Source organism: Olleya sp. KJ81-1, from assembly GCF_055808135.1.
In genome coordinates, this window is sequence record NZ_CM147854.1 from 2,088,514 (window position 1) to 2,100,653 (window position 12,140).

The 12,140-nt window shown below is 33.3% G+C and carries 13 protein-coding genes, 1 tRNA gene and 1 pseudogene; 9 read left to right on the forward strand and 6 right to left on the reverse strand.

The window, feature by feature from the left end:
- Positions 1–10 precede the first annotated feature (10 nt).
- Entirely contained in the window at positions 11–1,303 is a 1,293-nt protein-coding gene (locus AC0L3M_RS09900) for a hypothetical protein (protein WP_473430624.1), read from the reverse strand.
- The gene (locus AC0L3M_RS09905; protein WP_473430625.1) at positions 1,300–2,031 is read right to left on the reverse strand and encodes a type III pantothenate kinase; all 732 of its coding nucleotides are present in this window, start codon (positions 2,029–2,031) and stop codon (positions 1,300–1,302) included. Before AC0L3M_RS09905 ends, AC0L3M_RS09900 begins: the two co-directional genes overlap by 4 nt.
- Before the next feature lie 188 nt (positions 2,032–2,219).
- On the opposite strand from AC0L3M_RS09905, the gene AC0L3M_RS09910 reads away from it, so the two are divergent.
- From AC0L3M_RS09910 to AC0L3M_RS09940, 7 genes are all read left to right on the forward strand, one after another.
- Positions 2,220–2,295: transfer RNA gene (locus tag AC0L3M_RS09910), tRNA-Phe, on the forward strand.
- A 127-nt stretch (positions 2,296–2,422) separates the two neighbouring features.
- Positions 2,423–2,896, forward strand: a complete 474-nt coding sequence (locus AC0L3M_RS09915) for a nucleoside deaminase (protein ID WP_145003773.1) — start codon at positions 2,423–2,425, stop codon at positions 2,894–2,896.
- Between the two features lie 170 nt (positions 2,897–3,066).
- Positions 3,067–4,134 carry an FAD binding domain-containing protein gene (locus AC0L3M_RS09920; RefSeq protein ID WP_473430626.1) on the forward strand — a complete coding sequence of 356 codons (1,068 nt, stop codon included), beginning with the start codon at positions 3,067–3,069 and terminating at the stop codon, positions 4,132–4,134.
- Positions 4,135–4,156: 22 nt separating this feature from the next.
- Complete coding sequence (locus tag AC0L3M_RS09925; RefSeq protein WP_473430627.1) at positions 4,157–4,477, forward strand: hypothetical protein; 321 nt, start codon at positions 4,157–4,159, stop codon at positions 4,475–4,477.
- 105 nt (positions 4,478–4,582) lie between these two features.
- Positions 4,583–4,771 (forward strand): hypothetical protein, encoded by a 189-nt coding sequence (locus AC0L3M_RS09930; protein ID WP_473430628.1) that lies wholly within the window; start codon positions 4,583–4,585, stop codon positions 4,769–4,771.
- A complete protein-coding gene (locus AC0L3M_RS09935) occupies positions 4,743–6,653 on the forward strand; it encodes a molybdopterin cofactor-binding domain-containing protein (protein WP_473430629.1) in 1,911 nt (636 codons plus the stop codon). Before AC0L3M_RS09930 ends, AC0L3M_RS09935 begins: the two co-directional genes overlap by 29 nt.
- A gap of 123 nt (positions 6,654–6,776) precedes the next feature.
- Positions 6,777–7,151 (forward strand): hypothetical protein, encoded by a 375-nt coding sequence (locus tag AC0L3M_RS09940; RefSeq protein ID WP_473430630.1) that lies wholly within the window; start codon positions 6,777–6,779, stop codon positions 7,149–7,151.
- On the opposite strand, the gene AC0L3M_RS09945 is transcribed toward AC0L3M_RS09940, so the two are convergent.
- From AC0L3M_RS09945 to AC0L3M_RS09960, 4 genes and pseudogenes are all read right to left on the reverse strand, one after another.
- On the reverse strand, positions 7,148–7,633 hold the full coding sequence (locus AC0L3M_RS09945; protein WP_473430631.1) for a nucleoside-triphosphatase: 486 nt from the start codon (positions 7,631–7,633) through the stop codon (positions 7,148–7,150). The two genes, AC0L3M_RS09940 and AC0L3M_RS09945, sit on opposite strands and share 4 nt — an antisense overlap.
- Positions 7,630–8,637: a hypothetical protein gene (locus AC0L3M_RS09950; protein WP_473430632.1), complete on the reverse strand. Its 1,008-nt coding sequence runs from the start codon at positions 8,635–8,637 to the stop codon at positions 7,630–7,632. The genes AC0L3M_RS09945 and AC0L3M_RS09950 overlap by 4 nt, the downstream gene beginning before the upstream one ends.
- A gap of 41 nt (positions 8,638–8,678) precedes the next feature.
- Positions 8,679–9,458: a xanthine dehydrogenase accessory protein XdhC gene (gene xdhC / locus AC0L3M_RS09955; RefSeq protein ID WP_473430633.1), complete on the reverse strand. Its 780-nt coding sequence runs from the start codon at positions 9,456–9,458 to the stop codon at positions 8,679–8,681.
- A gap of 5 nt (positions 9,459–9,463) precedes the next feature.
- Positions 9,464–10,706: pseudogene (locus AC0L3M_RS09960) on the reverse strand (cation:proton antiporter).
- Between the two features lie 139 nt (positions 10,707–10,845).
- Here AC0L3M_RS09960 and AC0L3M_RS09965 point away from each other — a divergent pair.
- The gene (locus tag AC0L3M_RS09965) at positions 10,846–11,682 is read left to right on the forward strand and encodes an alpha/beta hydrolase (RefSeq protein WP_473430634.1); all 837 of its coding nucleotides are present in this window, start codon (positions 10,846–10,848) and stop codon (positions 11,680–11,682) included.
- A gap of 87 nt (positions 11,683–11,769) precedes the next feature.
- Entirely contained in the window at positions 11,770–12,105 is a 336-nt protein-coding gene (locus AC0L3M_RS09970) for an arsenosugar biosynthesis-associated peroxidase-like protein (protein ID WP_090838001.1), read from the forward strand.
- The last annotated feature ends 35 nt before the right edge of the window (positions 12,106–12,140 follow it).

Below are 12,140 nucleotides of genomic sequence, written 5' to 3' on the forward strand. Positions count from 1 at the left end.
TTTTATGCTGTTAGTTATATTTCTTTTTATTAAACCATCTATCATTTAGTGATAAACTTAATTGGAAGTTAACAAAGTTTTCTTTTACTAAGTTAGCAGTGGTTGTACCTCTTTGTCCAAACTCTACTCCTAAATTAGCATTAGAGAACCAAACTCCAACTGGTATTCCTACTCCAAAAGACATGCCAAACTCTTTTATCGACTCATCATTTATAATTAACCCTGTATTTTCAAAACGCATACCTGCACGATAAGTAACTCTTTTCCAACCGCTTGAAAACGAATTGTACTCAGGAATATAAAATCCTCCTAAAGATAATTTTGATGCATCTTCAAACGTTGCTCCAACATTATCATACAAAGGATTAAAAAATTCGCTTGTATTTTGTGAAGTATATTCTAAACCTGCAAACCACTTTCTAGGCTGACCAATACCAGACCCAATAGTAAATTTAGAAGGCAAAGTTAATTCTGTTTCTTTTAAATTAGTTGCAGATAAGTCTATATCAATTTGATTTGTTAAACCAGAAGAGACATCAATTGTAGATATTGAGCGTTGGTTTTGAGACGTCAATTTAATCTCTGGTGTATAAGTCATCGATCCTTGATACTCTAATTTAGGCGAAATCATTTTTTGGTAATGCACTCCTAAATTAAAATTTAAACCACTTAAATCTGATCTATTACTCTCTTCTGAGTAATATTGTAGTGGCTCATCAGCGTCATTATACAATACATTAATTGTATTGTTTTGGATGTTACCAAAATCATAATCCATCTGTACACCTACACTAAGACTTTTGTTAACTTGATATCCTAAAGCTAAAAAAGCCTTATTTAGACCTCCTTCTCCTGCATATCTGTAATCAACCATATCATTGGCATTACGAGTTTCTAACTCATACCCAACAGAGGAATAAGGTAGTAGTCCAAAACCAAAACCAAATTTCCCTACAGGAAAAGCTAAAGCTAAATAATCAAAAGTAGTACTTGTAGCACTATCACTTCCATTATCAGATTTTAGATCAGTAGTTGTATGGCTTCCTCCAACTGTAAATTTTACTGGTCTTGTTTCATTATTAAAAGTTGCAAGATTGTTACCACCATAAGTTGCTGGATTTGAAAAATTAATATGAATACTATCCTTGTAAACACCTAACCCTCCCATGCTACGATTTTCAACCGATCCTTTAAATTTTAAGCTTCCTATACCATAAAAAGAATATGGTGAAGCTGTTCCCTCCTGTCCGTAACTTTGAATTGCAAAAACTGCAATAAAAACTAATACAAGTTTTTTTATCATCCGTTTGTGTTGTATTGTAATATGAAATTCAAACCTTCTAAAAGAAAATTTGAGTTGGCAAATATGCTACTTTTTAATTGTTTAGACAAAAAATTAGTATCTCCTCCTGTTAAAATTATTGTTAAATCTGAATAATCAGCACTATAACGTTCTATTATTCCATCTATTTCACTTAAAACACCATAAACTATTCCGCTATTTATTGCGTTTATTGTCGAGTTTCCTATAAAATGTTCCGGAAACTGTGTTTCTAACAATGGTAATTTAGCGGTTTGATTATGTAATGCTTTATAACGCATTCTTATTCCCGGAGAAATTGAACCTCCCAAATAATCATTTGTATTAGTTATAAAATCATACGTAATACAAGTACCTGCATCAATTATTAAAACATTTTTATTAGCAAATTGTTGCACAGAGGCACAAACTAATGCTATTCTATCAATGCCTAATGTTTTTGGAGTCGCATACAAATTATTGAATGGTAAAGGCGTTTCATGACTTAATACCAATAAAATAAAATGTAGGTTCAAATAATTAACAACAGCTTGATCTATAACACCAACCGATGATATAATTGCTAAATGCAATTGGTTATAAGACTTTCTTAATTCTTTTATACCATCCAAAACTTCTGACTGCTCAACAATAACAACAGTTATCATGTTGTTTTTATCAAATACAGCTAGTTTAGTTCGGGTATTTCCTACATCTACTATTAAATTCATTCTACATTTAAAAATGGTAAATCTACAAAACCATTGTATTAAAAAGTATTAATAATATTATAATATTGAAATTGAGACAAATAAGCCTTCAAAAGAAACAAAAGTAAAAAAACATTGTAATTTTTTTGATTTTTTGTTTGGTAGTTCTAAAATTGAAACTATATTTGCACTCGCAATTTATTGCTACTGGTGCCTTAGCTCAGTTGGTAGAGCAAAGGACTGAAAATCCTTGTGTCCCTGGTTCGATTCCTGGAGGCACCACCACTAAAAACCCGATTCATCTGAATCGGGTTTTTTGGTTTTAAGAACTAACCAAAGATTAATAATTCACTATAAAAAAGTAGTATATTAGCTAATGCTACTTTTTTCAACTTAAAATATTAAAAATAGTATGAGTAACAAAGATCAATTTATGAAAGAAGCTGTAAACGCAGCTTTAAAAGGAATGAACAACAACGAAGGTGGACCATTTGGTTGCGTAGTTGTTAAAGACGGAAAAATTGTAGGACGCGGAAACAATAAAGTAACCTCTACTAACGATCCAACTGCGCATGCAGAGGTAACAGCTATTAGAGATGCTTGTAAAAATTTAGACTCGTTTCAATTAGATGGTTGCGAAATATACACCTCTTGCGAACCTTGTCCAATGTGCTTAGGTGCTATTTACTGGGCTAGACCAGACAAAGTATATTACGGAAGTAATCAAGTAGATGCTGCAAATATTGGTTTTGATGACGAATTTATTTACAAAGAAATCCCATTACCATACGCAGAAAGAAGTATCCCATTTGAGCAATTAGCACGCGAAATAGCGTTAGAGCCTTTTCAAGAATGGACTAAAAAAATTGATAAAACTGAATACTAAATAAACAATGACGTCAGTTCGAGTGTTTCGACTTTTTGTCGAAATGTATCGAGAACATTTTCAAAAAAGAGCTTCTCGATACAAAATTCCGAAAAGGGAATTTCACTCGAAGTGACGCTATTGTTACATTTTAATTCATTTATAATTAAAAATCAATTAAAACAAACCACATGATAACCTTCATCCTAAATAACAAAACCATTAAAACCTCGGAACATTCCGGAACCACTTTATTGGATTTTGTACGTTATCAACAACGTTTAACAGGAACAAAAATTGGTTGTCGTGAAGGGGATTGTGGTGCATGTACCCTTTTGGTAGGAACACACAATGGTAACACCATGGAATACCAAAGTATTACCTCTTGCATTTCACCTTTAGGAAATGCACATGGCAAACATATTGTTACAGTTGAAGGCACAAATCTTAAAGACAAATTAACCACAGCTCAAGAAGCTATGAAAGCAAATTACGCCACACAATGCGGATTTTGCACACCTGGTTTTGTGGTTGCCTTAACAGGATTTGCATTATCAAATTCAGATAAAAATTACTCAAATGCAATTGACGCTATAAGCGGAAACATTTGCAGGTGCACAGGATATAAAGCAATTGAAAAAGCAGCACATCAAGTTGTAAAAAAACTAGACAACAACACAAACACCACGTTTGACTGGTTAATTGAAAATCAATTTATTCCTGAATATTTTAAAAGCATTCCACAACGTTTAAAAGACATTGAAACTAAAGATTTAAATCAACCAAAAGGAAAATATGTTTCTGGAGGAACCGATTTATACGTGCAACAAGCTGATAATTTAGCAGATAATGATGTACATCTAATTGCCGAAAAAGACTATTTAAAAGGAATAACAATTGAAAACGGTATTTGCACAATCGGAACCAATGCTACAGTTTCAGATTTATGGAATCATAAAAAACTAAACACCCTGTTACCTAATTTAAGAAAACACTTAAAATTAGTTTCTTCAGAACAAATTAGAAACATGGCGTCCCTTGGAGGTAATCTAGTTAACGCCTCTCCTATTGGAGACATGACCATCTTTTTTCTTTCGCTTAATAGTAATATTACAATATTAAATACAGAAGAAAAAGAACGCACAATTGCTCTTAAAAACTTTTACAAAGGGTACAAAACTTACGATTTAAAAGAGGAAGAACTTTTAAAAAGTATTCAATTTAAGTTACCATCAAAACAGTCTTATTCTCAACTTTGAAAAAGTCTGCAAACGCACACATTTGGATATTGCTAGTGTCAATTCTGCAATACATATTACGGTTGAAAACAATGTTATACTGGAAGCACATGTATCTATTGGAGGTGTTGCTGCCATTCCAAAATACTTGCACGAAACCTCAGCCTTTTTAGTTAATAAGTCTTTGACTTTAAACACTATAATTGAAGCTAATCAAATACTTCAAAAAGAAATCAGTCCAATTAGCGATGTGCGTGGCACAAGCGACTATAAGCGTTTGTTGGCTAGGCAATTGTTCTTTGCTCATTTTACTACCTTGTTCTCGGAGCAATTCACCTTAAAAGATTTTATTCAACATGCATAAAAACACAGACAATAAAATCCTAGATACAAAACTAGACGCTGTTTCAGTTTCACTAAAAAAAGCATCAAAAACTTAGACTCGTACACGCATGTTCGTGGCGAATCGTTGTATGTTGACGATGTTAATATTAGACAAGGAACATTTCATGCAGTCGTGTTTGATTCGCCAAAAGCACATGGAACAATAAAACGTATAGATTATTCTAAAGCAGAGGCTTTGGAAGGTGTCGCACGCATTTTTACTTATAAAGACATCCCTGGCGAAAATGAACTTACCAGTAATTACAACTGCTAAAGAAGCCAAAGCAAAAGGCAGTTTTATTAATGCGCCACGCTCTTTTAGCTTAGGAGATACTGACAAAGCATTTGCAGACTGTGACTATATTTTTGAAGGCGAAACATTTTCTAACGGACAAGAGCATTTATATATTGAAGCACAAGGTGCTTACGCAGAACCACAAGAAAACGGAAACATAAAAGTAACATCCTCCACACAAGGACCAACAGCTGTGCAAAAAACAATTGCGAAAGTTTTAGGCATTGCAATGCATAAAATTGAAGTTGATGTCACACGACTTGGAGGCGGATTTGGTGGTAAAGAAGATCAAGCAACACCTTGGGCTGTAATGGCTGCTTTGGCTGCGGACCACTTAAATCAATCCGTAAAACTGATATTAAATCGTCATGATGATTTACGCATGACAGGAAAACGCCATCCTTATGAAAGTACTTATAAAATTGGACTTTCAAAAGACCTAAAAATACTAGCATATCAAACCGAGTTTTTACAAAACTCTGGTGCAGTTGCAGATTTGTCGCCTGCAATTGCAGAGCGTACTTTGTTTCATGCCACCAACAGTTATTACATACCAAATGTCACAACAAAAGTGTTGAGTTGCAAAACTAACTTACCACCAAACACAGCGTTTAGAGGATTTGGCGGACCACAAGGCATGTTTGTAATCGAGTCTGCTATTGCAAAAGCTGCTAGCCAAATTGGAGTTTCGGCTAGAAAAATTCAAGAAATTAATTTATTAGATGAAAACGACACGTTTTCTTATGGACAAATTGCAAAAAAAGTAGAAGCCAAAAACACATGGAATTCTGCTAAAAACATATTTAATATTGAAGCTTTAGAACAAGAGGTTGAAAATTTCAATAAAAATAATACAAGTTTCAAAAAAGGAATAGCGTTTATGCCTATTACTTTTGGTATTTCGTTTACAAACACACCAATGAATCATGCTCGTGCTTTGGTTCATATTTATTTAGACGGAAGCGTTGGTATTAGTACTGCTGCTGTAGAAATGGGACAAGGTGTTAACACTAAAATGATGCAAATTGCTGCGGATGTGTTTTCTATTCCTATTGAAAAAATTAAAATAGAAACAACTAATACAACGCGTGTTGCCAATACGTCGCCTTCTGCTGCCAGTTCTACCGCAGATTTAAACGGAAAAGCAACCTTAATGGCGTGTAACGCTTTAGTTGAAAGATTAAAAATTGTGGCTTCGGAAGATTTAGAAGTTTCAGAAATAGATATTACTTTACAAGGAGAATCTGTTTATGTCAATAACAAAAAATCCGATTTAACTTGGACCGAATTAGTAAGCAAAGCCATGTTAAAACGTGTTGCTTTAACTGAAAACGCACATTATGCGACTCCAGAAATTCACTTTGATAAAACTAAAGAAAAAGGACATCCTTTTGCGTATCACGTTTACGGAACCGCAATTACAACAACAACTATAGATTGTATGCGTGGTACTTATGAGTTTGACAGTGTAAAAATTGTGCATGACTACGGAAAAAGCATGAGTGAAGGTATTGATTTAGGTCAAGTAGAAGGCGCTTTAATACAAGGTATTGGCTGGATGACTATGGAGGAAATTGCTTATAATAAAGAAGGGAAATTATTGTCCAACGCACTATCCACCTATAAAATTCCAGATATTTTTTCTGTACCAAAAACAGTAGAGGTTATTCCCGTGGAAACGGAAGGAAACGACATGGCAATTTTAAAATCTAAAGCTGTGGGAGAGCCTCCTTTAATGTATGGGATTGGTGCTTATTTTGCACTTCAAAATGCCATAAAAGCTTTTAATCCAAACTACGACTTGCAATTTCATGCACCAATGACACCTGAAAAGGTATTAACTGGTTTATACCAAAAATAATTAAGCCTTATCGCACTACATTACAAAACACAAAACATCCTTAAAGGTGCACTAATATATAGTGCAGGAGACACAATAGCAGCTTTAATTGTTGACGAATATTCTTGGCACAGACTACTAGGAATGGCATTTGTTGGCGCCACTTTTTACGCGTTTGAAATCCCTAACTATTTTGATTGGATTGTTAAAAAAACTAAAGACTTAAAAGGTGCACGCGCTGTATTATCCAAAACAGGTTTAGCCATAGCATATTTTAATCCACTATGGGTTGCCAGACATTTATTGTTTATCAAATTATTTTCGGCACAATTTAATTCCATTGGCTTTAATTTAATAGAAATTGCCTTTTGGTCCTTTTTGGTGAATATCCCAATTTCGTTTTTAGCAAATTACTTGATTCAGAATAGATTTAAATTAAAATGGCGTTTTCTTGGTAGCGCGATATACTCCGCAATAATGGCAATTTATTACGCTTTAGGCGAAACTATTTTTAGTTAAATCAAATTTTCTAAATCTGATGTAGTCAAAATAGAACATTCAGTAATGTCATAATGCTCCAAAACAGCATCCAACAAATAATCTCTGACTACCAAAATAAGATGTGTGTTACCAATTGATTTAAACTGAGAAATCAAAGCTTCGGTTGAAACATGTACGCCTTCATTTTTTAATTCTAACTTACCAATTTCATCAATAATTAAATATTTAGGTTCTGTTTTTGAAGCTTCTAAATTCAAATAGTCATTAGCTTCATTAAAAGCCGATTTTAAAAACTTAAAGCTTCCTATTGCAACTATAGCTTCTGTTTCAGCTTCAGCTTCAAGCTTAAAAATTGTTTTATTTTTTAATTTCAGAAAATAACGTTTTCCGTTAGCATCATCGGGACACAATAGCCCATCAACATCCTTTCTGTTTTTATACCAGCTTAATAATGCTGTTGTTTTTCCGGATCGTATTGCTCCTGTGAGAATATAAATCATTCCGAAGGAATTTTAAAATGAATACAATTAGAAATGCTATTGGCTATAAAAAACTTAAACCGGTTGAATCCTTTTAAATGCTGCGTTTGTTTCCATGTAAATGAAATAATTTGTCTAAAATAAGGAAACAAATCCATCGCATTTGTAATCTCTTTTTGATACTTAGATTCTTTTTTACTTAAATATTTCTGAACCAATTTTAATAAAAAAGGACCAATTACCAAATACCAAAGCATTAAAATAAGAAAGCTTCGGAATACGATATAAATAGCCTTTTGCCATCCAAAAAGAGCACCTCCAAATATTGAAAATCCCAAAACAATTACAGCAACCGTAATTAGCCAAACCCAAATAACCTTGGTTTTAAAGGGCACTTTTCGTTTAGTGCTTTCTGATTCTTTTGGCTTTGTTTCTAAATAAAAATCAACTTCAGGTTTTCTTGATATTATCTTAATAATACTTTTAATAAATAAACCGGCTAATAGTCCACAAACACCATATACAACTAGATATAACGTCACTAAAAAAGAAGTGGTAGAAGTTTCCGAGACAAAGTCTAACTTTTTCTGAACCCATGACCCATAAATATTAATAGCTTCCCACAGACCAGTACCATAAACTACAGTTAGTACTATTAGTTTTTGCAATGCGGACTCTAAAAAAGTCACCATCCCTAAAACCAATATCACAAAACCTTTCCAAGAAAAATTAGAAAATAAAAACGCACCACAAAGGGCTTGAAAACCGACTGCAACATACGCTCCGAATGGAGAATATGGACTTACTGCCATTTTAATAATCAAGACAATAACCAATGCTTTTAAAATAGCTTGCCATTTATTTTTAGCATAAAAGGCTATTAAGCTAATTAACAAGATTGAAACACCGCCAACAATTAAACCTGTAAATGGCGAATTAAACACGTGCAAAAAGCCACCCAAACCGGACTCATTTAAAGCCCAAAGTGCAGTTAATTTATCTATGATAGATTTGTTTTTTTTCATTTAAAGATTCTTCGCCTTGCTAACAATGACACTTATTATTACTATTTAAGTATAGATTGATAATGTACTTGTAGCAATTGCGCAACAACGCTTATAGCAATTTCTTTGGGTGTATCGCCTCCAATGTCTAAACCAATGGGACAAACTACATTAGTCATGCCTTCAGGAATATTCATATCTTTAATAAGCATATTATTAAATCTTACTTTTTTGGTTTTACTACCAATCAAACCCAAAAATTTAGTTTGATTTTGTAACGCCAATGCTATAATATCAAAGTCGATTGCATGATTATGCGTTAACACTAAAACATAGCTATTACTACCCCATTTTACAACATCCTTAAATGTTTTAAAATCGGTTTCGGTGATTTGATGAGTTGCAATACTAGAATCTAACTCTAAATTAGAAAACCAGTCGTCTCGAGAATCTATAAGATTAACTTTAAAAGGCGTGTCTACTAAAAGTTTGCAGATTTCTACTCCGATATGTCCTGCTCCGAATAAAAATAACTCTGGCGATTGATTCATAGGCTCTATAATAAATTCGACTTTTCCGCCACAGCACTGCTCAAACTCTGGTCCTAATGTGTAACTAGACTGTATAATCCTGTTGTCGTTAATAGCAATTAAGGCTTCGTCAATAGCCTTAAACTCCAACTTCCCTCCTCCTATGGTTCCGTAAATTTGTTTGTCTTTGGTCACTATCATTCTAGAACCAACCACGCAAGGTGTTGACCCCAAACATTTGGATACCGTAATAAAAGCAATGGGCTGTTGTTTTGCCTTAAAATCAGATAATAGACTAATCCAGTTTTGCATAAAGGCTATTTAATTTCTAACTTTTTAACTAATTTACCAACGGTCATACCTTGTATTAATATAGAAAAGACAACCACGACATAGGTAATTACCAAAATTAAATCACGCTCCATAACCTCTGTAAGTCCTAAGGCTAATGCAATAGAGATTCCGCCACGCAATCCACCCCAAGTCATAATCAGGTTAGTTTTTGGAACAAAGTCCAACTTGTTTTCAAAGAATTTTATCGGTATTAACAACGAGAATATATCTGCAAACTAATACTAAAGGAATGGCTAATAAACCAGCAGTTAAATACTCAAATTTAAAGGTTAACACTAACATTTCCATACCTATTAAAACAAATAAAATCGTATTTAATAGAATATCAATTAACTCCCAAAACTTATCGACATAGGTTTCTGTAGTTTTAGACATAGCACTATCCCTAACAGTATCATTACCCACTACCAAACCAGCAGTTACCATTGCTAATGGCGCTGATATATGCAGTTTTTGTGCTAAAACAGTTCCTCCCATAACAGCAGCTAGGGTTATAATAACTTCAATATCATAATCGTCAATGGATTTCATTAATCTGTACGTAATCCAACCCAAAATCAAACCTAATGCAATCCCACCAAGCACCTCAACACCAAACAACTCCACAACTTCTAAAGCACTAACGTTTTCAATACCTAAATCGGCAATTTTAAAAATGGTTAAAAATATAACAACACCAACACCATCATTAAAAAGGGACTCTCCAACAATTTTAGTTTCTAATTTTTTAGGCACACCTGCCTTTTTCAGTATACCCAAAACAGCAATAGGATCTGTTGGCGAAATTAATGCACCAAACAACAAACAGAATATAAAATCTATATGTAATCCTACAATTGGCAATGCATAAAACATAGCACCACCAACTAAAAATGTCGAAATCAAAACACCAAAGGTCGCAAATGCAAAAACAGGCCAACGTTGTACTTTAAGCTGCTCAAAATTAGTATGCAAAGCACCAGCAAAAAGCAAAAAACTTAGCATAACGTCTAATAGAACACTTTTAAAATCTATTTGTGTAATTATAAACTTCTCTGCGTTTAGTAAAGTATCATCAAAATAACTTAATGCAAAAACTCCTAATGTAAACACAATGGTAATTAACATTAAACCAATGGTATTAGGCATTTTTAAAAACCGCACATTTATATACCCAAAAATGGCTGATATAAGTACTAATATTGATGCAATCACAAAATAATCCATAGAAATATATTTATTGCTAAATTAAAATATTTAGCATAAAAATCTGTTATTTGGCAAAATTTAGATTATTATACGTGTTATGAAAAACCTATGCATACTAGTTATTGTATTAACCTTTTTTTCCAGTCCAGCTCAAAACATGAAAACTTACACCTACGCCACAAAAGGATTAGACACACTTAAATTAGATGTTTACACGCCAGAAAACATTAAACCAACAGATAGCTTACCTGTTGTCATTTGGATGCATGGTGGTGGATTTTCTAGTGGTGGACGTAATGGTATTGACGAGTTGAATATCGTTAATGCTGCCAATAAAAACGGATATATTGGAGTATCGATAACATATAGATTATTAAGAAAAGGAACAGATACTGGCTTTAGTTGCAATTGTAGTAAAGAAGACAAGATGTTCACCTTTAATCAGGCAGTTATCGATTTTTTAGACGCTACTAATTTTATCTATCAAAATAGCAACATGCTACAAATAGATACAACAAAAATTATTGCAGCAGGAAGCAGCTCTGGAGCAGAGACAGCACTACATGCAGCATTTATGCGACGTTTTTTTATTTCAGATTTAAGTAAGTATGAAGACATTAAATTTGCAGGAGTAATTGGTTTTTCTGGTGCATTTTTGGACATAGACCACTTGACTATTGACAATGCAATACCAGTAGCACTTACACACGGTACGCAGGATAAAGCTGTACCCTTTGGCAGTGCTCCACACCACCACTGTATACCAACAAAACCTGGTTATATTATGCTACATGGTGCTAAAACTATTACCGAAAAATTAGATACTTTAGAAAGTTCATACTTTTTAAACCTTGTCAAAAATGGAACTCATGATGCAGCTAATGTACATCCTGAAGATCTTGACGATATCTTTTATTTTTTGAATAAAACAGTCCTTAAAAACGAAGTTATTCAAACTAAAAAATACACCTTACCAAAACCTACCACCTATTAATTTATCATAAATAACAGTACTTTTGTTAGTACTACTAAAACTTTACGACAAAACGGTTTTAGATTTATATCTTTAAAAAAAATCATAATGGCAAAAACATATTACGATCCAGCGGACCTAAGAAAATTCGGAAAAATAACAGAATGGAATGAAGAACTTGGAAACAAGTTTTTTGACTATTACGGAAAAGTATTTGAAGAAGGCGCTTTAACTGCTCGCGAAAAATCATTAATAGCATTAGCTGTTGCACATACAGAGCAATGTCCATATTGCATTGATGCTTACACCAAAGACACCTTACAACGTGGTATTACAAAGGAGCAAATGATGGAAGCCATACATGTTGGCGCAGCTATAAAAAGCGGTGCAACTTTAGTTCATGGTGTGCAAATGATGAATAAAGTAAACAAATTAGACGGTTAAAATAAAACCAATTTGGTATTACTTACGTAAGAATT